This window comes from Klebsiella sp. WOUb02, from assembly GCF_050058015.1.
In the GTDB taxonomy this organism is placed as follows: domain Bacteria; phylum Pseudomonadota; class Gammaproteobacteria; order Enterobacterales; family Enterobacteriaceae; genus Klebsiella.
The window spans coordinates 300488-321316 of the sequence record NZ_CP170106.1 but is presented as its reverse complement, the minus strand read 5'-3'; the positions used below and the strand labels follow the sequence as shown (position 1 = coordinate 321316).

At 59.7% G+C, this 20829-nt stretch carries 16 protein-coding genes, 1 other RNA gene and 4 pseudogenes; 9 read left to right on the top strand and 12 right to left on the bottom strand.

Features of this window, described 5'->3' with window-relative positions; genetic code table 11:
- Window positions 1-123: 123 nt before the first annotated feature.
- Window positions 124-435, bottom strand: a complete 312-nt coding sequence (gene yqfB / locus ABOC21_RS03680; RefSeq protein WP_426812486.1) for a N(4)-acetylcytidine aminohydrolase — start codon at window positions 433-435, stop codon at window positions 124-126.
- Between the two features lie 49 nt (window positions 436-484).
- On the opposite strand from yqfB, the gene ABOC21_RS03675 reads away from it, so the two are divergent.
- The 6 genes from ABOC21_RS03675 (at window position 485) to ABOC21_RS03650 (ending at window position 6422) form a co-directional block, all read left to right on the top strand.
- Entirely contained in the window at window positions 485-1213 is a 729-nt protein-coding gene (locus ABOC21_RS03675; RefSeq protein WP_426812551.1) for a MurR/RpiR family transcriptional regulator, read from the top strand.
- Between the two features lie 120 nt (window positions 1214-1333).
- On the top strand, window positions 1334-2767 hold the full coding sequence (locus tag ABOC21_RS03670) for a 6-phospho-beta-glucosidase (RefSeq protein ID WP_426812485.1): 1434 nt from the start codon (window positions 1334-1336) through the stop codon (window positions 2765-2767).
- A gap of 134 nt (window positions 2768-2901) precedes the next feature.
- Window positions 2902-3261, top strand: coding sequence for a copper resistance protein (locus ABOC21_RS03665; protein WP_426812484.1), 360 nt, complete (start codon window positions 2902-2904; stop codon window positions 3259-3261).
- A gap of 47 nt (window positions 3262-3308) precedes the next feature.
- Window positions 3309-5321 carry a protein-disulfide reductase DsbD family protein gene (locus ABOC21_RS03660; protein ID WP_426812483.1) on the top strand — a complete coding sequence of 671 codons (2013 nt, stop codon included), beginning with the start codon at window positions 3309-3311 and terminating at the stop codon, window positions 5319-5321.
- Window positions 5321-5932 (top strand): DsbA family protein, encoded by a 612-nt coding sequence (locus ABOC21_RS03655; RefSeq protein ID WP_426812550.1) that lies wholly within the window; start codon window positions 5321-5323, stop codon window positions 5930-5932. Before ABOC21_RS03660 ends, ABOC21_RS03655 begins: the two co-directional genes overlap by 1 nt.
- Complete coding sequence (locus ABOC21_RS03650; protein ID WP_426812482.1) at window positions 5922-6422, top strand: protein disulfide oxidoreductase; 501 nt, start codon at window positions 5922-5924, stop codon at window positions 6420-6422. Before ABOC21_RS03655 ends, ABOC21_RS03650 begins: the two co-directional genes overlap by 11 nt.
- Before the next feature lie 50 nt (window positions 6423-6472).
- Here ABOC21_RS03650 and ABOC21_RS03645 read toward each other — a convergent pair.
- The 8 genes and pseudogenes from ABOC21_RS03645 to ABOC21_RS03610 all read right to left on the bottom strand — a co-directional run bounded on the left by ABOC21_RS03645 (window position 6473) and on the right by ABOC21_RS03610 (window position 16569).
- Window positions 6473-7217, bottom strand: a pseudogene (locus ABOC21_RS03645) (SDR family oxidoreductase).
- 61 nt (window positions 7218-7278) lie between these two features.
- A pseudogene (gene gcvP / locus ABOC21_RS03640) lies at window positions 7279-10153 on the bottom strand (aminomethyl-transferring glycine dehydrogenase).
- A 175-nt stretch (window positions 10154-10328) separates the two neighbouring features.
- Window positions 10329-10718 (bottom strand): glycine cleavage system protein GcvH, encoded by a 390-nt coding sequence (gene gcvH, locus ABOC21_RS03635; protein WP_426812549.1) that lies wholly within the window; start codon window positions 10716-10718, stop codon window positions 10329-10331.
- Window positions 10719-10740: 22 nt separating this feature from the next.
- Complete coding sequence (gene gcvT, locus ABOC21_RS03630) at window positions 10741-11835, bottom strand: glycine cleavage system aminomethyltransferase GcvT (protein WP_426812481.1); 1095 nt, start codon at window positions 11833-11835, stop codon at window positions 10741-10743.
- Window positions 11836-12259: 424 nt separating this feature from the next.
- Complete coding sequence (gene ubiI, locus ABOC21_RS03625) at window positions 12260-13462, bottom strand: FAD-dependent 2-octaprenylphenol hydroxylase (RefSeq protein ID WP_426812480.1); 1203 nt, start codon at window positions 13460-13462, stop codon at window positions 12260-12262.
- Between the two features lie 10 nt (window positions 13463-13472).
- Window positions 13473-14652, bottom strand: a pseudogene (ubiH, locus tag ABOC21_RS03620) (2-octaprenyl-6-methoxyphenyl hydroxylase).
- Complete coding sequence (pepP, locus tag ABOC21_RS03615; RefSeq protein WP_426812479.1) at window positions 14649-15965, bottom strand: Xaa-Pro aminopeptidase; 1317 nt, start codon at window positions 15963-15965, stop codon at window positions 14649-14651. The pseudogene ubiH and the gene pepP overlap by 4 nt, the downstream one beginning before the upstream one ends.
- A 23-nt stretch (window positions 15966-15988) precedes the next feature.
- Window positions 15989-16569, bottom strand: a pseudogene (locus ABOC21_RS03610) (YecA family protein).
- Window positions 16570-16735: 166 nt separating this feature from the next.
- Between ABOC21_RS03610 and zapA the strand changes: the two are divergent.
- The 3 genes from zapA to ABOC21_RS03595 all read left to right on the top strand — a co-directional run bounded on the left by zapA (window position 16736) and on the right by ABOC21_RS03595 (window position 18018).
- Window positions 16736-17065 carry a cell division protein ZapA gene (gene zapA / locus ABOC21_RS03605; protein WP_426812478.1) on the top strand — a complete coding sequence of 110 codons (330 nt, stop codon included), beginning with the start codon at window positions 16736-16738 and terminating at the stop codon, window positions 17063-17065.
- Between the two features lie 40 nt (window positions 17066-17105).
- Window positions 17106-17289: non-coding RNA, 6S RNA (gene ssrS, locus ABOC21_RS03600), on the top strand.
- 126 nt (window positions 17290-17415) lie between these two features.
- Window positions 17416-18018, top strand: a complete 603-nt coding sequence (locus ABOC21_RS03595) for a 5-formyltetrahydrofolate cyclo-ligase (protein WP_426812477.1) — start codon at window positions 17416-17418, stop codon at window positions 18016-18018.
- A 1-nt stretch (window position 18019) separates the two neighbouring features.
- Here ABOC21_RS03595 and ABOC21_RS03590 read toward each other — a convergent pair whose 3' ends face one another.
- The 3 genes from ABOC21_RS03590 to rpiA all read right to left on the bottom strand — a co-directional run bounded on the left by ABOC21_RS03590 (window position 18020) and on the right by rpiA (window position 20828).
- Entirely contained in the window at window positions 18020-18631 is a 612-nt protein-coding gene (locus tag ABOC21_RS03590) for a DUF2238 domain-containing protein (protein WP_426812476.1), read from the bottom strand.
- A gap of 36 nt (window positions 18632-18667) precedes the next feature.
- Entirely contained in the window at window positions 18668-19900 is a 1233-nt protein-coding gene (gene serA / locus ABOC21_RS03585; RefSeq protein WP_426812475.1) for a phosphoglycerate dehydrogenase, read from the bottom strand.
- 268 nt (window positions 19901-20168) lie between these two features.
- Window positions 20169-20828 carry a ribose-5-phosphate isomerase RpiA gene (rpiA, locus tag ABOC21_RS03580; RefSeq protein WP_045857130.1) on the bottom strand — a complete coding sequence of 220 codons (660 nt, stop codon included), beginning with the start codon at window positions 20826-20828 and terminating at the stop codon, window positions 20169-20171.
- Between the last annotated feature and the right edge of the window lies 1 nt (window position 20829).

Genomic DNA, 20829 nt, shown 5'->3' with positions numbered 1-20829 from the left:
CTAGGGTAACTGAGAATTATTCCAGTGAACACCTGTTAGCTAAAATAAAACGATGAATATTTTTAAGCAGTTTAAAATCATAATGTTACAGTTAAATTTCACCTAACAGTCGTTCGCTATTTATCAAAGCAGTTTGAATTCAATGACATAAAACTGGTCTTCATCCGGGTAGATCTCCGCGATAACCTGCCGCAGCTGCGCGAGGGTCATATTTTCCTGCTGCGCGTGCCGTTCGCTCAGCGTCGCCAGGGTTACCGTGGAGGTCGCGACCACGCTAATCGTGCAGAAATAGCCGTCATCTTCATAGCGCCCGACGCGTAGCACGTCGCCGACCTTGAAGTGCGACTCCTCGGCGTTGCGGATGGTGATCGTTTTGCGGCCGCTAAGGATGTCGTCCTGAAAGCGCTGAAAAAAGGTTATGTCATTCGGCTGCATGATATGATTCCGTCCTGGTCATTCTGAATTGTGAGTTATTACCGTGAGTATGTTCTCCCACGCCGCTATTGCCAGTCTCAATAATCTTGAGATGATGGTCTACCACTACGTCATTAAGAATCGTGACAAAGTGATGTATATGACCATCCGCGAGCTGGCGGAAGCCGCCGGCGTTTCCACCACCACCGTGCTGCGCTTCTGCCGCAAGCTGCAGTGTGAGGGGTACTCAGAGTTTCGCATACGCTTTAAATTATATCTCGAGCAGAATGAGCCTCTACAGGCAAATATCGGCGCCAGCGAAATAATGAGCTTTTTTAAAAGCGTCAATAACGATGAATTTGATAATTTGCTCGAGCGCGCGGTGGATATTATCCTCGCCTCAGAACGTATTATTTTCGTCGGTGCCGGAACCTCCGGCGCGCTGGCGAAATATGGCGCACGGTTCTTCTCCAACGTTGGAAAATTCAGTAACCATATCGACGATCCCTATTTTCCGGTAACTAACGATATGGCCCGCAACGCGCTGGCGATCGTCCTCTCCGTTTCCGGCGAAACCGAAGAGATCCTGCGCTTTGCCAGCCAGTTCAGCCTGCACCACTGCAAGGTGATGTCGATAACCAGCCACGAACACTCGCGGCTGGCGAAGCTGGCGGATTTCAACCTCTCCTGGCACATACCGCAAACGCGCATCGGCGGCGTCTACGATATTACGACGCAAATTCCGGTGATTTATATTCTTGAAAGCCTGGGGCGTAAATTAGCCCGTAAAATAGCCTGAAAATAACACCCTGTTTTTTCGCTGTAACATATTCCAGGCACGACAAATTGTTATATCGTGACATTTATATGCCCTTTGCTAGACTCGAAACCAACGAAACATCAGACGAGATTAGCAGCAATGAAAAAAATCCCCTTAGCGAAAGATTTTTTATGGGGCGGCGCGGTGGCGGCGCACCAGGTGGAAGGCGGCTGGAATAAGGGCGGCAAAGGCCCGAGCATTTGCGACGTACTGACCGGCGGCGCCCACGGCGTACCGCGCGAGATTACCCGCGAGGTAGAGCCGGGTAAATATTACCCCAACCACGAAGCCATTGATTTCCACGGCCGCTACAAAGAAGACATCAAGCTGTTCGCCGAAATGGGCTTCAAATGTTTCCGCACCTCCATCGCCTGGACCCGCATCTTCCCGCTCGGCGACGAAGCTCAGCCGAACGAAGAGGGGCTGCAGTTCTATGACGACATGTTCGATGAGCTGCTGAAGTACAACATCGAACCGGTTATCACCCTCTCCCACTTTGAAATGCCCCTGCACCTCGTGCAGCACTACGGCGGCTGGACGAACCGTAAAGTGGTCGATTTCTTCGTGCGCTTTGCCGAAGTGGTCTTCGAACGCTATAAGCACAAAGTGAAATACTGGATGACCTTTAACGAGATCAACAACCAGCGTAACTGGCGCGCGCCGCTGTTCGGCTACTGCTGCTCCGGCGTGGTCTATACCGAGCATGAAAACCCGGAAGAGACCATGTACCAGGTGCTGCACCATCAGTTTGTAGCCAGCGCGCTGGCGGTGAAGGCGGCGCGACGCATCAACCCGCAAATGCAGGTTGGCTGCATGCTGGCGATGGTCGCCCTCTACCCGTTCTCCTGCAAGCCGGAAGACGTGATGTTTGCTCAGGAGTCGATGCGCGAACGCTACGTCTTCACCGACGTGCAGCTGCGCGGCTACTACCCAACCTACGTCCTGAACGAGTGGGAACGCCGCGGCTTCAGCATCAGGATGGAAGAGGGCGATGAACAGATCCTGCGCGAAGGCACCTGCGACTACCTCGGCTTCAGCTACTACATGACCAATGCGGTGAAGGCCGAAGGCGGCAGCGGCGACGCCATTTCCGGCTTTGAAGGCAGCGTACCGAACCCGCACGTGAAGGCCTCCGACTGGGGCTGGCAGATTGACCCGGTGGGCCTGCGCTACGCGCTGTGCGAGCTGTACGAACGCTATCAGAAGCCGCTGTTTATCGTGGAAAACGGCTTTGGCGCCTATGACAAAGTCGAAGAGGACGGCAGCATCAACGATGACTACCGCATCGACTATCTGCGCGCCCACGTTGCAGAGATGATCAAAGCGGTCACTTACGATGGCGTCGAGCTGATGGGCTACACCCCGTGGGGCTGCATCGATTGCGTCTCCTTCACCACCGGCCAGTACAGCAAGCGCTACGGCTTTATCTACGTCAACAAGCACGATGACGGTACCGGGGATATGTCCCGCTCGCGGAAAAAGAGCTTCAGCTGGTACAAAGAAGTGATTGCCAGCAACGGCGAAAAGCTCTGATTTCTCGTTCTGCCTTCTCCTCTCCCCTCGTCGGGGAGAGGCATAATCCCCCGCCCGGACACTTCTTTACAGCTTTCGCATTGCCAAAACGCTTTCGCCCGCTAAGATAGGCCACGTGAATATTTGAGGCGATCATGATTAAGCGACAGCGCAAAGCCATTCTTCTTGTAGTTCTTGCCTGCCTGGTGGTGCTGGTATGCACCGCGCAGCGTATGGCGGGGCTGCACGCGCTGGTGATGGACGCCGCCGCCGTGACGCAGTCGGCCCAGCAGGGGCCGGACAACGCCGAAGCGCCGGTCACCCCCTGCGAGCTGAGCGCTAAGTCGCTGCTGGCCGCGCCGCCGGTGCTGTTTGAAGGGGCTCTGTTCGCTTTCGCCCTCCTGCTGACGGTGCTGGCGGCGGTGCCGCCGCGCATCAAGCGGCTGTGGCCGCCCCGCGTTATCTCCCCTCCCCGGCTACGGGTGCATCTGCAGCTATGCGTCTTCCGTGAATGAGATTCCCCTGACAGTTCAGGTTAATCAATCATTTACGGAGAAAATTTATGCTTATGGTATTCAGGCGACTGCTGGTCTGCCTGCTTTGGCTATGGCTGCCCGTCAGCCAGGCCGCCGACAGCGGCTGGCTGCGCGCCGCCGATAATCAGCACGCCAGCGTCAGGCTGCGCGCGCAAAACGAGGGCGGCGGCGCGGCCCGCCTGCTGCTGGACGTGGCTCTGGAAAAGGGCTGGAAAACCTACTGGCGTTCGCCGGGCGAAGGCGGGATCGCGCCGGCGATCGTCTGGGATCAACCGCTGGCGGTTAGCTGGCGCTGGCCGGTGCCGCAGCGTTTTGAAGTCGCCGGTATTTCGACCCAGGGCTATCACGGCAGCGTCAGCTTCCCAATGGCGCTCCAGGGCCAGATACCCGCGACGCTGAGCGGCGTGCTGACGCTTTCCACCTGCAGCAACGTCTGCATTCTGACCGACTACCCCTTCTCGCTGGATATGACCGCTCCGGCGGGCAACGACTTTGGCTACGATTATACCCGCGCCATGGGCGCCCTGCCGCGGCCCGACGGGCTGACGACGCACCTCTCCGCCGGCTACAGCAGCGGCAGACTGACGGTAACCGCCGTTCGTGAAGCCGGCTGGCAGCAGCCCTCCCTGTTTATCGACAGCATGGAAGACGTCGATTTCGCTAAACCCACCTTTACCATCAAGGGCGACACCCTTACCGCCACGCTGTCGGTCACCGACGGCTGGGGCGAGGCGGCGCTGGACCTGCGCAATAAGCGCCTCTCGCTGGTGCTGGCCGACGGCGGCCAGGCGCAGGAGAGCTCGCTCATCATCGGCGCAGCGTCCCCGGTTCCCGCTACGTCGTGGTGGTGGGCGTTGCTGATGGCGCTGGCCGGCGGGCTGATCCTCAACGTCATGCCCTGCGTTCTGCCGGTGCTGGCGATGAAACTCGGCTCGCTGGTGCAAACCGGCGTTCACCAGCGCGGCGCGGTGCGGCGACAGTTCCTAGCTTCGGTTAGCGGCATCGTGACTTCTTTCCTCGCCCTGGCGCTAATGATGACGCTGCTGCGCCTCGGTAATCAGGCCTTAGGCTGGGGGATCCAGTTCCAGAACCCGTGGTTTATCGGCGTCATGGCGCTGGTGATGGTGCTGTTCAGCGCCAGTCTGCTGGGGCTGCTGGAGATCCGCCTCTCCTCCCGCGCCAGCACCTTCCTCGCAACCCGCGGCGGCAATGGCCTGATGGGGCACTTCTCCCAGGGCGCGCTGGCCACGCTGCTGGCAACTCCGTGCACCGCGCCTTTTCTCGGCACCGCGGTTTCGGTGGCGCTGGTGGCGCCGCTGCCTCTGCTGTGGGGCATCTTCTTCATGATGGGATTAGGCATGAGCCTGCCGTGGCTGCTGGTTGCCGCCTGGCCCGGACTCGCCCTGCGCCTGCCGCGCCCCGGCCGCTGGATGAACGCCGTCCGGGCGGCGCTCGGGCTGATGATGCTCGGATCGTCGCTGTGGCTGATGAGCCTGCTGACGGTACACACAGGCCGCACGCCGGTGCTCGCGCTGGCGGTGATATTAGCGGTCGTACTGCTGATTGCGACGGCCCGGCGCTACCGCTGGCGTACGGCGCTGCGGGCCGGCGCGCTGGCGCTGGTTGTCGCGGCGGCGGTCGCCTTCGTTTCCCCGCCGGAGGGTCAGGGAGCCAGACGCGACCGGGTGAAGTGGCGGCCGCTCAGCGAGCAGGCCATTGCCGCCGCCCTTGCCGACCATAAGCGGGTCTTTATCGACGTGACCGCCGACTGGTGCGTGACCTGCAAAGCGAATAAATACAACGTGCTGCTGCGGGATGAGGTGCAGGACGCGCTCTCCGCGCCTGACGTGGTGGCGCTGCGCGGCGACTGGAGCCGGCCGTCGGAAACCATCAGCCGTTTTCTGAACGCTCGCGGCAGCGCCGCGGTCCCTTTCAACCAAATTTATGGGCCGGATTTAGCCCAGGGCCAGATACTTCCCGCGCTGTTAAATCGTGAAGAGCTGCTCGCCACGCTATCCGCCGCCAAAGGACAACAATGATGAGAACGATTACCGCCCTCCTGCTGCTGTGCATTTCGGCTTTTGCCTTCGCCGCCCCGGCGCCGCAGGCAGAGTCATCTTCCGACGCTCAGCTGGCGAGCCTGCTGTTTAACGACCCCAATAGCCCGCGCATCGGGGCCAAAGAGCCGCGTCTGACCATCGTTTCATTTACCGACTACAACTGCCCCTACTGTAAGCAGTTCGATCCGCTGCTGGAAAAAATCGTCCACGATAATCCCGACATCCTGCTGATCGTCAAGCTGCTGCCGTTTAAGGGGCAAAGCTCGGTAAACGCCGCCAAAGCGGCGCTCTCGACCTGGCGTCAGCAGCCGGACAAATTCTGGGCGCTGCACCAGCGGCTGATGGCGAAAAAGGGGTATCACGACGATGCCAGCATTCTCGCCGCCAGGCAGAAGACCGCCACCGATGGCGTAAAGATAGATGATGGCGCGGTGGATTCGTTGAAGATGAACCTGATTTTGTCCCAGGTGCTGAACATTCAGGGGACTCCCGCAACCATCATCGGCGACGAAATGGTCGCCGGCGCCATTTCATATGCCGATCTGCAGGGGCTGGTGAAAGAGCAGCTGGCACAACCCCATGAGCAGTAAACTGCGCCGCTGGCTACGCGAGCTGATTATCCTGCTGCTGCTCGCGGCGGCGGCTATCGGCGGGATGGATTATCTGCGCCGGCCCGCGCTGCCGCAGAATTTTACCGGCACGCCGCTGCAAACCGTTGACGGGCGGACGGTCGATCTGCGCGCCATGAGCGAGGAGCGCCCGCTGCTGCTCTACGTCTGGGCGACGTGGTGCGGGATCTGTCGCTATACCACGCCCTCCGTCGCGGCGCTGGCCGCCGATGGCGGCAACGTGATGACGGTGGCGCTGCGTTCCGGCGATGGCCCGGCGCTGGAGAGGTGGCTGGCGCGCAAAAAAATGGCGCTGCCGACGGTTAACGATCCCGACGGGCGGCTTTCAGGCCAGTGGGACGTACAGGTGACGCCAACCCTGGTGGTGATTTCTCGCGGCGAGGTGAAATCCGTCACCACCGGCTGGACCAGCGGCTGGGGGATGCGCCTGCGGCTGTGGCTGGCGTCATAACCCGCTGAGCCCGGGCAGACCGTCGCCCGGGATTTCGCACCGGCCGGAGGCTATTTTCCTCCGGCCAGCTCAAGGAAGCTGCCGGTGACGTAGGAGGCTTTATCGCTCAGCAGCCAGGCGATGGCCTGGGCGACCTCTTCCGGCTGCCCGCCGCGCTGCATCGGCAGCATCGACTTCACGCGATCGACTCGTCCAGGCTCTCCACCGGAGGCGTGCATTTCGGTATAAATCAGGCCCGGACGCACGCCGTTAACGCGAATGCCCTGCGCCGCCACCTCCAGCGACAGGCCGGTGGTCAGCGTATCGATCGCCCCTTTCGACGCGGCGTAGTCGACATACTCAAACGGCGCACCCAGCCGCGATGCGGCGGAAGAGACGTTAACAATCGCACCGCCCTTGCCGCCGTGACGGTGCGACATCCGCTTTACCGCCTCGCGACAGCAGAGGAAATAGCCGGTGACGTTGGTGCTCAGCACCCGGTTAATCCGCTCGGCGCTCAGCTCTTCAACGGGAGCTCTGGGTAAACAGAATGCCGGCATTATTTACCAGCGCGCTCAGGGGTTCGCCAAGCCGGTCGATGCCGGCAAACATCGCCATCACCTGCGCTTCGTCGCTGATATCCGCGCGTAGCGCGATAGCTTTGCCGCCCCCGGCAATAATCTCATTCACCACTTCCGTCGCCGCGTTCACGTTGTGATGATAATTCACCGCCACGGTATAGCCTTCCTGCGCCAGCAGCAGCGCCGTCGCCCTGCCGATTCCGCGGCTGGCGCCGGTAATCAATACTACAGCCATCTTAGCCTCCCAAAAAAATAAAGGCGCCGGAGCGCCTTTAAAAGATAGTCTAATCAGCCAATTACTGATATTCACTCAGCGGAACGCAGGAGCAGAACAGGTTACGGTCGCCGTAAACATCGTCCAGACGCTTCACCGTCGGCCAGTATTTGTTCGCCTGCCCTGCCGGGAACACCGCCAGCTCGCGGGTGTACGGATGGCCCCATTCGGCAACCAGCTCGCCCTGGGTGTGCGGGGCGTTCACCAGCGGGTTATCCGCCAGCGGCCACTCGCCCGCCTGCACGCGGTCGATTTCGCCGCGGATCGCCAGCATCGCCTCGATAAAGCGGTCCAGCTCGGCTTTGCTTTCCGATTCGGTCGGCTCAACCATCAGCGTACCGGCCACCGGGAAGGACATCGTCGGCGCATGGAAGCCAAAGTCGATCAGACGCTTGGCAATGTCCAGCTCGCTAATGCCGGTTTCTTCCTTCAGCGGACGAATATCCAGAATACATTCGTGCGCCACGCGGCCGTCGCGGCCGGTATAGAGCACCGGGAAAGCCTCTTTCAGGCGCGTCGCAATGTAGTTGGCGTTGAGGATCGCCACCTGGCTGGCCTGCTTCAGCCCTTCCGCACCCATCATGCGGATATACATCCAGCTGATCGGTAAAATAGAGGCGCTGCCGAACGGGGCCGCGGAAACCGCGCCCTGACGGGTCAGCATGCCTTCAATCTGCACCACGCTGTGGCCCGGCACGAACGGCGCCAGGTGCGCTTTAACGCCGATCGGTCCCATGCCAGGGCCGCCGCCGCCGTGCGGAATGCAGAAGGTTTTATGCAGGTTAAGGTGCGACACATCCGCGCCGATAAAGCCCGGAGAGGTAATGCCCACCTGCGCGTTCATGTTTGCGCCGTCGAGGTAAACCTGGCCGCCGAACTGATGCACGATTTCGCACACTTCGCGGATGGTCTCTTCGTAAACGCCGTGGGTTGACGGGTAGGTCACCATGATGCAGGAGAGGTTCTCACCCGCCTGCTCCGCCTTGAGGCGCAGATCGGCGAGATCGATGTTGCCGTTTTTATCGCAGGCCACCACGACCACCTGCATCCCCGCCATCTGCGCCGATGCCGGGTTGGTGCCGTGCGCCGAGCTTGGGATCAGGCAGATATCGCGATGACCTTCATTACGGCTTTCGTGGTAGTGGCGAATCGCCAGCAGGCCCGCGTATTCCCCCTGAGCGCCGGAGTTCGGCTGCATGCACACGGCGTCATAGCCGGTCAGCTTCACCAGCCAGTCGGAGAGCTGGGCGATCATCTGATGGTAGCCTTCCGCCTGTTCTGCCGGGCAGAACGGGTGCAGTTCGGCAAACTCGGGCCAGGTGATCGGGATCATTTCCGCCGCGGCGTTAAGCTTCATGGTGCAGGATCCCAGCGGGATCATCGCCTGATTCAGCGCCAGATCTTTACGCTCCAGCGAGTGCATGTAGCGCATCATCTCGGTTTCGCTGTGGTAGCGATTAAATACCGGGTGGGTCAGGATCGCATCGTCGCGCAGCATGCTGGCCGGGATCGAGCGGCTGTCGAGCGCCACGTCTTTGTCCAGCGCATCGATATCCAGCCCGTGCCCTTCGCCAACGATCGCGCGGAACAGGTTGAGCACGTCTTCGCGGGTGGTTGCTTCATCAAGGGTGATGCCGACCGCGTTGTGAATGTCGCTGCGCAGGTTAATTTCCAGCGCCTCGGCGCGCGCCAGCACCGCGGCTTTGTCGGCAACGTCGACGCACAGGGTGTCAAAGTAGTGCGCGTGGCGCAGCTTGAGCCCTTTCTTCTGCAGGCCGGCGGCGAGAATATCCGTCAGGCGATGGATGCGGCCGGCGATACGCTTCAGGCCAGCCGGACCGTGGAAGACCGCGTACAGGCTGGCGATGTTGGCCAGCAGCACCTGGGAAGTACAAATATTGGAGTTCGCTTTCTCGCGGCGGATATGCTGCTCGCGGGTCTGCATCGCCATGCGCAGCGCGGTGTTGCCGGCGGCATCTTTCGATACGCCGATAATACGGCCGGGCATGGAGCGTTTGAATTCATCTTTTGCCGCGAAGAAGGCCGCGTGCGGGCCACCGTAGCCCATCGGCACGCCGAAACGCTGGGCGGAACCGAAGACGATATCGGCGCCCTGCTTGCCCGGTGCGGTCAGCAGCACCAGGGTCATAAAGTCGGCCGCCACGCTCACTACCACTTTGCGCGCCTTCAGCTCGGCGATCAGGCCGGAGTAATCGTGCACTTCACCGGTAGTACCGACCTGCTGCAGCAGCACGCCGAAAACGTCCTGATGATCGAGCGCTTTGTCCGCATCATCGACGATAACATCGAAGCCGAAGGTTTCCGCGCGAGTGCGCACTACATCCAGGGTTTGCGGATGCACGTCGGCAGCCACGAAGAAGCGGTTCGCGTTCTTCAGCTTGCTGACGCGCTTCGCCATCGCCATCGCTTCCGCGCCGGCGGTTGCTTCATCCAGCAACGAGGCGGAGGCGATATCCAGCCCGGTCAGATCGAGCGTAACCTGCTGGAAGTTGAGCAGCGATTCCAGACGGCCCTGCGACACTTCCGGCTGATAAGGGGTATAAGCGGTATACCAACCCGGATTTTCCAGCATATTACGCTGAATAACCGGCGGCAACTGCACGGCGGTGTAGCCCATGCCGATGTAAGACTTAAAGCGCTTGTTACGCCCGGCGATCGCCTTCAGTTCCGCGAGGGCGGCGAATTCCGTCGTCGCGTCGCCAACCTGCGGCGGCGTTGCCAGTCTGAATATCCTGCGGCACAATCTGGCCAATCAGGGCGTTAAGCGAATCGGCGCCAACGGTTTTCAGCATCTCCTGCTGTTGCTGAGCATCCGGACCGATGTGACGTTCAATAAAGGCGCCGCGGTTTTCAAGCTGACCTAAAGTCTGAGTCATGAGCGATGGTTCCTGAAACGTGCAGTGAATCGTAATTGTCTGACAGGTTTGCCCGCTGGAGCACAAACGCCAGCCGGGCTTTAATACGCAAAATCATTCACGCGGCGGGCGGCGACGCTCCGCGGCTTACAAAAGCCAGCGACCGACGCGCCTGCGGCGTGAAGGATGGAGGTACTTACTCGTCTTCTAACAGCGCGGCGTAGCCCGTCGCGTCCAGCAGCGCCGCGATCTGAGTTTCATCGCTGGCTTTGATCTTGAAGATCCAGCCGGCGGCGTACGGTTCGCTGTTAACCAGATCCGGAGAGTCGTTCAGCTCTTCATTCACCGCCACGATCTCGCCGCTAATCGGGGCATAGATATCCGAGGCCGCTTTTACCGACTCCGCAACGGCGCAGTCATCGCCGGCGTCAACGCTCGTCCCGACTTCCGGCAGATCGACGAAAACCATATCGCCAAGCAGCTCCTGCGCGTGCTCGGTGATGCCAACGGTGTAGGTGCCGTCGGCTTCTTTGCGCAGCCATTCGTGTTCTTTACTGTATTTCAGTTCTGCTGGTACGTTGCTCATCATTCATCTCCAAAAGGGGGAATCACGCAACGGCTTTGCCGTTACGCACAAAAACGGGTTTAGTCACTTTTACCGGCATTTCGCGGTTGCGGATCTGTACGACGGCCGTTTCACCGATGCCCGCCGGTACGCGCGCCAGCGCAATACTGTAGCCCAGCGTCGGGGAGAACGTTCCGCTGGTGATAATGCCCTCTTGCTGATTACCGTCAGCGTCGGTAAAGCGCACCGGCAGACCGCCGCGCAGCACGCCCTTCTCGGTCATCACCAGGCCAACCAGCTGTTCGGTGCCTTTTTCACGCTGCAGCTCCAGCGCTTCACGGCCAATAAAGTTGCGATCGGCAGGTTCCCAGGCGATGGTCCAGCCCATATTGGCCGCCAGCGGGGAGACGCCTTCGTCCATATCCTGGCCGTACAAGTTCATCCCAGCTTCCAGGCGCAGCGTGTCGCGAGCGCCGAGGCCGCAGGGCTTCACGCCCGCATCCAGCAGGCTGCGCCAGAAATCGGCGGCCTGCTCTTTCGGCAGCGCAATCTCATAGCCCGCCTCGCCGGTATAGCCGGTGGTGGCGATAAACAGATCTCCCGCCTGTACGCCAAAGAACGGCTTCATGCCGGCAACGGCCTGGCGCTGCTGCTCGTTAAACAGGGTGGCGGCTCTCTCTTTCGCCTGCGGCCCCTGGACGGCGATCAGCGCCAGATCGTCGCGCACAGTTATCTCCAGGCCATAAGGTTCAGCCTGCTGGCTAATCCAGGCGAGGTCTTTTTCGCGGGTCGCGGAGTTAACCACGAGGCGGAAATAGTCTTCCGTCAGGAAATAGACAATCAGGTCATCGATAACGCCCGCCGAAGCGGTCAGCATTCCGCTGTACAGCGCCTTGCCCGGGACGGTGAGCTTCGCCACATCGTTAGCCAGCAGATAGCGCAGGAACTCGCGAATCCGGCTACCGTGGAAGTCGACGATGGTCATGTGCGAGACGTCGAACATGCCGGCATCGCTGCGCACCGCGTGGTGCTCATCAATCTGGGAACCGTAGTGCAGCGGCATCATCCAGCCGTGGAAGTCCACCATGCGAGCGCCGCACAGCGTGTGTTGTTCATACAACGGAGTCTGTTGAGCCATCTTTTCCTCGTCGAATAAAACGGAACCAGCTACTTTTTTTGGCGGCGATTTCGCCCCGCGAAATCCGGCATCGGAGCCCTTCTCTGGCGCCGACGCAAACGTTACCTTTGGCCTGAACTTACCACCGAAACCGGCGTTAAACCATAAGGTAAATCAGGACATCACATTAGCTTATGACCAAATCTCGCCGAAAACTCTACAGAATTATTGACTGGTAAAAAGCGATTTATGCCACATAAAATTAACATAAAAAAACAACCAGGCAGGTGATGATGATATTTTATGCGAAAAAATGGGCCTGATTTCTTTCACAAAAAAAGAGAGGCATTAATAAAACTAATGCGAAAAAATGGCTGAGATTAGATTATTTCAAATGAGAGGGGGAAACCCGGCGCGAGGGCCGGGGGAGAGAAGTGTGACGCGCTTAACGTAACCAGGCCGGAAGGTCGTTCAGGCCCATCGCCTGGCGGATCAGTTGCGGCTTGACGCCCGGCAGCGTATCGGCCAGCTTGAGGCCGATATCGCGCAGCAGCTTCTTCGCCGGATGGCTGCCGGCAAACATTTCGCGGAAGCCCTGCATTCCTGCCAGCATCAGCGCGGCGCTGTGCTTGCGGCTGCGCTCATAGCGACGTAGATACAGATGCTGGCCAATATCCTTGCCCTGGGCATACAGGCGCCGGATCTCATCGATAAGCTCGGCGGCATCCATAAAGCCGAGGTTCACCCCTTGCCCGGCCAGCGGGTGGATGGTGTGAGCGGCATCGCCAACCAGCGCCAGCCGATGGGCGGCAAACTGGCGCGCGTAGCGGCCGGTGAGCGGGAAAACTTCGCGCTCGCTCTCAAGCTGGCACAGGCCGAGGCGGTTATCGAAGGCGATATTCAGCGCCTGATTAAACGTCGCCTCATCCGCCTGCTGCATCTGCTCCGCTTCCTGCGGCGATAGCGACCAGACGATAGAGCACAGGTGCGGATCGCTGAGCGGCAGGAAGGCGAGGATGCCGTCGCCGTGGAAGGCCTGGCGCGCGATGGCCCGATGCGGATCCGCGGTGCGGATAGTGGCCACCAGCGCGTGATGGCGATAGTCCCAGAAGGTCAGCGGAATATCGGCTTTGTTGCGCAACCAGGAGTTGGCGCCGTCAGCGCCGACCACCAGCCGGGCGGTCAGCATGCTGCCGTCCTGCAGGCTGAGAAAGGCTTCGTTCTCACCCCATGCCACCTGCTGCAGCTGCGCCGGGGCCAGCAGCGTGACGTCAGAACAGCGCTGCGCCTTTTGCCACAGCGCGTGGTGCACCACCGCATTTTCAATAATGTGCCCGAGGTGGCTGAAGCCCAGGCTTTGGTCATCAAAGCTGATGCGGCCAAAGCCGTCTTTATCCCACACTTCCATACCGTGATAGCAGCTGGCGCGGCGGGCGATAATGGTTGACCAGACGTCAAGCTTGCTCAGGAGCTTCTCGCTGGCGGCGTTAATCGCCGAGACCCGCAGCGCTGGCCGCGCATCGGCGCCCAACGGCTGTGGCTCAGCCTGCTCAAGTACGGCGACGCGCAGCCCGCTGCCCTGCAATCCGCAGGCCACCGCCAGCCCCACCATGCCACCGCCCACAATGGCCACATCAACACTTTGCACGTTCAACTCCTTAACGGGGGACCCAACCGAGGGTACGCTGCGCCAGCGCATCGCGCGCCGGAGTAAATAATTCCATCGCCATCAGGCCGACGTTGCGCCCCGCGACCAGCGGCGTCCAGCGGTTGGCAAACAGATGAACCAGGCCATCGGTCACGCCAATAGTGGCGGACTTATCGTCCGCGCGCCGCGCCTGATACTGGTCAAGCAAGGCATAATCGCCGGGGTCACGGCCGCTGGCGCTGGCCCCGGCGACGATTTCCGCCAGGCTCATCACATCGCGCAGGCCGAGGTTAAACCCCTGGCCGGCAATGGGATGCAGCGTCTGCGCCGCGTTGCCAACCAGCGCCAGGCGATGGGAAACCGCGCGGCTGGCGCTGGTTAGCGCCAGCGGATAAACGCTGCGCGCCCCGGCGTGGGTAATACGCCCCAGCCGCCAGCCAAACGCCTGCTGCAGCTCGTGACAAAAACGTGCATCCGACCAGCTCAGGATGTCGTCATACCGTGACTGAGGATGGCACCACACCAGCGAGCAGCGGCCCTGCGACATCGGCAGCATCGCCAGAGGACCGTGCTCGGTAAACCGCTCAAAGGCGCGCCCCTCGTGGGGCAAAGCGGTGCTGACGTTGGCAATGATCGCCAGCTGTTGATAAGGCTGCTGCTGCCAGCTGATACCGCAGCGGGCGCCGATGGTCGAACGCGATCCGTCCGCCGCCACCAGCAGCCTGCCGTCGATCGTTTCGCCGCTGTCCAGCGTGATGCTGACGCCCTCCTCCCATCGGCTGACGTTTTCTACTTTTGCCGGACAGTGCAAAGTAATACCCGGCGCATCGCGCAGCTGCGCAAACAGGCGCTGGCCGACGTCGTGCAGTTCAACGACCTGGCCCAGCGCCGCCAGGCCATAGTCCTGCGCATCCAGCGTGACGAACCCCGCGTGGCCGCGGTCGCTGACGTGCACGCGCTGAATCGGCGTCGCGCAGTCGGCGATCTCCTGCCAGATACCGACGCGCGCCAGACTGCTGGCAGGTGCCTGCCGCCAGCGCAATCGCCCTGGCGTCAAATCCAGGATGCTGCGAGGAGTCCGGCGCCGCCGCTTCCACCAGATGAACCGGCAGCGCGCCGTCGGTCAACCGGGAGATAGCCAGAGCCAGGGTCGCGCCGGTCATTCCGCCGCCAACGATCAGCACGCTCATGATCGCGGTGCCGCCGCCATCAGCGCTTCGATGTCGTCCGCGCTTTTCACTACCCCGGCGGTCAGATTTTCATTGCCGTCAGCGGTGATCACAATATCGTCTTCGATGCGAATACCGATACCGCGATACTGCGGCGGCACATCGGCGTCCGTCGCAATATACAGACCCGGCTCAACGGTCAGCACCATGCCCGGTTCGAGAACCCGGGAGCGGTCGACATCGTAGTTTCCGACATCATGCACGTCCAGTCCCAGCCAGTGGCTCAGGCCGTGCATAAAGAACGGGCGGTGCGCATTGTTAGCCAGCAGCTCGTCAACATCCCCTTTAAGGATGCCGAGGCGCAGCAGGCCAACGACCATTATCCGCACGACTTCCTGATTTACCTCCTGAATAGAGGTACCTGGGCGGTAGAGCGTCAGCGCGGTTTCCAGCGATTCGAGGACGATGTCATAAATCTCGCGCTGGGCCGGACTAAATTTGCCGTTGACCGGGAAGGTGCGCGTGATATCGCCCGCATAGCCGCGGTATTCGCAGCCGGCATCGATCAGCACCAGATCGCCATCGCGCAGCTCGCACTCGTTTTCGGTGTAATGCAGAATGCAGCCGTTGTCGCCGCCGCCAACGATGGTGTTATAGGAAGGGAAGCGGGCGCCGTGGCGGTTGAATTCATGAAGGATTTCGCCTTCCAGCTGATATTCGTACATCCCCGGCTGACATTTCTCCATCGCCCGGGTGTGGGCCAGCGCGGAAATTTCTCCGGCGCGGCGCAGCACGTCAAGCTCTTCTGGCGATTTGAACAGGCGCATCTCATGCACTATCGGCCGCCAGTCGATGACGGAATTTGGCGCCTGCAGGTTCTGGCGCGAGCCTTTACGCAGCTTTTCCAGCGCCGTGAAGACGATTTTATCGGCGTAGGCATATTCGCCCTGCGCAAAATAGATGGCGTCGAGGCCGTTCAGCAACTGGAACAGCTGCTGGTTAATTTCGCTGAACGCCAGGGCGCGATCGACGCCGAGCTTCGACGGCGCGGCGTCCTGCCCAAGGCGACGGCCGAACCAGATTTCCGCCGTCAGATCGCGGACGCGGTTAAACAGCACGCTGTGGTTATGGGTCTCGTCGCTTTTAATCAGCACCAGCAAAGCTTCAGGCTCATTGAAGCCGGTGAAGTACCAAAAATCGCTGTTCTGCCGGTAGGGATATTCTGAATCTGCGCTGCGTACCGCTTCCGGCGCGGCGAAAATGAGCGCCGCGCTGCCCGGCTGCATCTGCGCTAACAGAGCCTGGCGACGAGAAAGAAACTCCTGCTGTGTCATGACGCCCCCTCAACAAATTGTAATTAGTGTAGTGTCGGCTTGCGTACTTCCGGCGCGGTTGGCTGCTGGCGCGAGAAGTTTTCGTGGCACAGCAGCGCGGCAACGCGTACGTACTCGATAATCTCTTCCAGCGACATCTCCAGCTCTTCCTGGTCTTCGTCTTCGTCGTAGCCCAGCCTGCGCAATGTTGCGCAGATCGTCGATGGCTTCGCCGGTTTCATCTTTGACTTTATCCAGCTTCGGCTGAGTCACGCCAAGGCCCAGCAGGAAGTGGTTCACCCAACCGGCCAGCGCGTCGGCACGTTCAAACACGCTCACGTTCTCACCTTCCGGCAGATAGAGGCTGGAACAGAAAGCCGTCGTCTTCCAGCGAGTCGCTGGTCGCGGAATGCATGCTGCGCAGAGACTGCGCCAGTTCATGGCCGAATGCGAGACCTTCGTTCGTCAGGTCGTGCACCAGCGGCTGCCAGCTGCTGTCTTTATTGCCGCCGCACAGGATGCCGCTGATTAGGCCGTGCATTTCGGCCGGGGTTAAGCCCACGCCCTGTTGGTTCAGTAACTGGTCTACGGCGTTGTAACCAGGCATTTCGTTCTGTATAGACATGCGCATTCGTCATCGTTGGGAGGAATATTCATGATATGCTACCACTTTGGACCCTGGTGAACCAGAATAGGGCTTGTACCTTCGCATCAGGGTAGCTATAGTGTCGCCCCTTCGTCGTCCCGGGTACGGGCGTGAAGGCCGCGCAGTCAATCAGCAGGAAGGTGGCATGTCTGCACAACCCGTCGATCTCCAAATTTTTGGCCGTTCACTCCGCGTGAATTGCCCGCCTGAACAAAGGGATGCCTTGAGTCAGGCAGCTGACGACCTGAATCAGCGGTTGCAAGATTTAAAAGAACGCACTAGAGTCACAAATACTGAGCAGCTGGTCTTCATCGCCGCGTTGAACATCAGCTATGAGTTAACTCAGGAAAAAGCGAAGACCCGCGACTACGCCTCCAGTATGGAACAGCGTATTCGGATGCTTCAGCAGACCATCGAGCAGGCGTTGCTTGAGCAAGGTCGCATAAGCGAAAGAGCCGGGCCGAAGTTTGAATAACACTTTGCAATGAACTGTGTTAGAGTAATCGCAGAACAAAATTTCTCTGAGATGTTTGCAAGCGGGCCAGTCCCCTGAGCCGATATTTCATACCACAAGAATGTGGCGCTCCACGGTTGGTGAGCATGCTCGGTTCGTCCGAGAAGCCTTAAAACTGTGACGACGCATTCACCTTGAACCAAGGGTTCAAGGGTTACAGCCTGCGGCGGCATCTCGGAGATTCCCTTCTTTATTCGCGCTTCATTTCTTACGACTTCACTTTTAGCATTTCATCTACTCTGTATTACACTACGCTACATGCACAACCGGCTCACGCTGTGACGTGATAATGCCAAATCAGGCGATCTCTCATGACCCAAGTTTCCGATCCCCGTTTAACCCGACCGCAGATTCGCCAGCACATCCGCCAGCTTCGACGCGCGCTGACGCCCGAACAGCAGGCCCGCTTCGCCGGGCTTGGCGCGAACCGCATGATGGCCTATCCGCCGGTGAACCTCGCGCGAACCGTGGCGCTGTTTCTTTCCTTTGACGGCGAGCTGGATACCCAACCGCTGATTGAACAGCTGTGGCGGGCGGGAAAACGCGTCTATCTCCCCGTGCTCCACCCTTTCAGCCCGGGAAACCTGCTGTTTTTGCACTACCATCCGCAAAGCGAGCTGGTGATAAACCGCCTGAAAATTCACGAACCAAAGCTCGACGTGCGCGACGTTCTGCCGCTCTCCCGGCTGGATGTGCTGATTACGCCGCTGGTGGCCTTTGACGCGCTCGGCCAGCGCCTGGGAATGGGGGGGGGATTTTACGACAGGACGCTGCAAAACTGGCGGCAGTATCCTCTGCAGCCCGTCGGCTACGCCCACGATTGCCAGCAGGTCGACGCGCTGCCGGCGGAGCCGTGGGATATCCCGCTGCCCGCGGTGGTTACGCCGTCAAAACTGTGGCAGTGGCCGTCGTAGGTTATTTGCCGTCGAGCGCCCTCAGCTGCCGGTTATGCCGGGCGCTTAGCAGGAAGATCGTCGCCAGCGACCCCAGCAGGGCGCAGAACATATCCGACTGGGTGTCCCACGGATCGCCCTGGGTACCGAGAAAATCATCCGCCCCCTGCCCCATCGCCAGCGCCGCCCACCATTCAATCAGCTCGTAGGTCGCGCTGATGGCCAGGGCGATGCAGCACACCAGAAATGACAGCATCTTGCGCCCGCGGACGTAGCCGCCGCGGATAAGTATTTCCCGCGCCGCCAGCGCCGGCACCAGCCCCTGGAAAAAGTGGCCAAGTTTATCGTACGGATTGCGGCTTAGGTTCAGCCACGCCTGCACGTCAAAACCAATTGGCACTTTGGCATAGGTATACATCCCGCCCACCATCAGAATAACGGCGTGAAAGAAGATAAGCGTGTACAGGAGCGGCGTGAGCGGGTAGCGCGAACGCGTCGCCAGCAACAGCGGAACGATGATAATGACCGGTGTCACTTCCATCAGCCACGTGAGGCGGTCATGAGTGCCAAATCCTGTCCATGCCAGGATCAGCAGCAGGAGCAAAACGCCGGTATTAAGCAGAGTTTTATGCATAGGTTAAAGGGATCCCCGCAGGGATCCTTTAGTTAATCAGAACAACAGACGCGCGCGGATGGTGCCCGGAATCGCCTTCATCGCCTGCAGCGCCTGCTGCGCCACGTCCTCGTCAGCTTCAATATCGATAACCACGTAGCCCATCTGCGGGGTGGTCTGTAGATACTGCGCCGCGATGTTGATGCTCTGAGCGGCAAAGATTTGGTTGATTGCGGTCAGCACGCCGGGGCGGTTTTCGTGGATATGCAGTAGACGGCGGCCGCCGTGCAGCGGCAGCGACACTTCCGGGAAGTTAACCGCGGAAAGGGTTGAGCCGTTGTCGGAGTACTTCGCCAGCTTGCCCGCCACTTCCAGACCGATGTTCTCCTGAGCTTCCTGGGTAGAACCGCCGATATGCGGCGTCAGGATCACGTTGTCGAACTCGCACAGCGGCGAGGTGAACGGATCGCTGTTGGTCGCCGGTTCGGTCGGGAAGACGTCAATTGCCGCGCCCGCCAGATGCTTGCTCGCCAGCGCAGCGCAGAGGGCCGGAATATCGACCACGGTGCCGCGAGAGGCGTTGATCAGCAGCGCGCCAGGCTTCATCAGCGCCAGCTCTTCCGCGCCCATCATATTTTTGGTGGAGGCATTTTCCGGCACGTGCAGGCTCACCACGTCGCTCATATTCAGCAGGTCGGAGAGATGCTGTACCTGGGTGGCGTTACCGAGCGTCAGTTTGCTTTCAATATCATAGAAATAGACGTGCATCCCCAGCGATTCGGCCAGAATGCCCAGCTGCGTACCGATATGGCCGTAGCCGATAATACCGAGCTTTTTGCCGCGCGCTTCAAAGCTGCCGACCGCCAGTTTGTTCCACACGCCGCGGTGCGCTTTGGCGTTCGCTTCAGGGACGCCGCGCAGCATCAGCAGCAGCTCGCCAATGACCAGTTCGGCAACGGAGCGGGTGTTAGAAAACGGGGCGTTAAAGACCGGGATACCGCGTTTAGCCGCCGCGTCCAAATCTACCTGGTTGGTACCGATGCAGAAGCAGCCGACGGCGACCAGCTTTTCTGCGGCAGCGAAAACCTCTTCCGTCAGATGAGTACGGGAACGCAGGCCAATAAAATGGGCATCACGGATCGAGGCCTTCAGCGCTTCGTTATCGAGCGCGCCTTTGTGAAATTCAATGTTGGTATAGCCTGCAGCGCGGAGGTTATCCACCGCCTTTTGATGCACGCCTTCAACCAGCAGAAACTTAATCTTGTCTTTTTCCAGTGATACCTTAGCCATTTCCCCGTCCTGTTTTGTCTTATCTGATGTCGTGCGGAACGACACTTCATCCCAGCAACATATCAAAAAAAACTATCGCAGCAATATGAACGTTTGCGTCGACGTCCTGAAGAAATATCACTCAGAGGGAAATAGCAGGACAAAAAACCAGAAAGGGAAAGAAAGGTAGATTGTTACTCAGGCTAGTTGCATAAATGTGACAGAAGTCACCGAATTCATCCTGACGAAAAAATATTTGCGAGGGAGCGATTCGCTCCCTCCGAGCGGATTATTTTACGATGGTTTTGACGCCATCGGCGGTGCCGATCAGCGCGACATCGGCGCCACGGTTGGCGAACAGCCCCACGGTCACGACGCCTGGGATACCGTTAATGGCATTTTCCAGCGCGATCGCGTCGAGGATCTCGAGGCCGAAAACATCGAGGATGACGTTGCCGTTATCGGTGATCACGCCCTGACGATACTCCGGACGGCCGCCCAGCTTCACCAGTTCGCGCGCCACGGCGCTACGAGCCATAGGAATAACTTCTACCGGCAGCGGGAATTTGCCGAGGATATCGACCTGCTTGGAGGCGTCAGCGATACAGATAAACTTGTCCGCGACCGAGGCGATAATCTTCTCGCGGGTCAGCGCCGCGCCGCCGCCTTTAATCATCTGCATATGGCCGTTGATCTCATCCGCACCGTCCACGTAAATACCTAAACGGTCGACGCTATTGAGATCGAATACCGGAATGCCCAGGCTTTTCAGCTTTTCGGTGGAGGCATCGGAGCTGGAAACGGCCCCCTCAATCTGCCCCTTCATTGTGCCCAGCGCATCAATAAAATGCGCGGCCGTGGAGCCGGTGCCGACTCCCACGATGGTGCCCGGCTGTACATACTGCAATGCCGCCCAGCCTACTGCTTTCTTCAGTTCATCTTGCGTCATG